The 266-nt window shown below is 70.7% G+C and carries 1 protein-coding gene; it reads left to right on the plus strand.

Translation table 11 applies throughout. The features are described from left to right. The coding region (locus tag CCN44_RS46715) for a lipid II flippase MurJ (protein WP_276329138.1) at nucleotides 1-266 on the plus strand (266 nt) is incomplete at both ends.

A 266-nucleotide genomic window follows, 5' to 3' on the forward strand; every position in this document is an offset into this window, starting at 1 on the left:
CTCGGCCGGCACCGGTGCCGCCACCAACATGGGCTACATGCTGATGGCCTTCGGCCTCGGCCTGATCCCCTACTCCGTGCAGTACGTCGTCCTCCGCGCCTTCTACGCGTACGAGGACACCCGCACCCCCTTCTACAACACGGTCATCGTGGCCGCGGTCAACGCCGGCGCCTCGGCGCTCTGCTACTTCCTGCTGCCGCCGCGCTGGGCGGTCGCCGGCATGGCCGCCGCCTACGGCCTCGCCTACGCGATCGGTGTGGGCGTCG

The organism is Streptomyces tricolor, from assembly GCF_002155905.1.
GTDB classification, from domain to species: domain Bacteria; phylum Actinomycetota; class Actinomycetes; order Streptomycetales; family Streptomycetaceae; genus Streptomyces; species Streptomyces tricolor.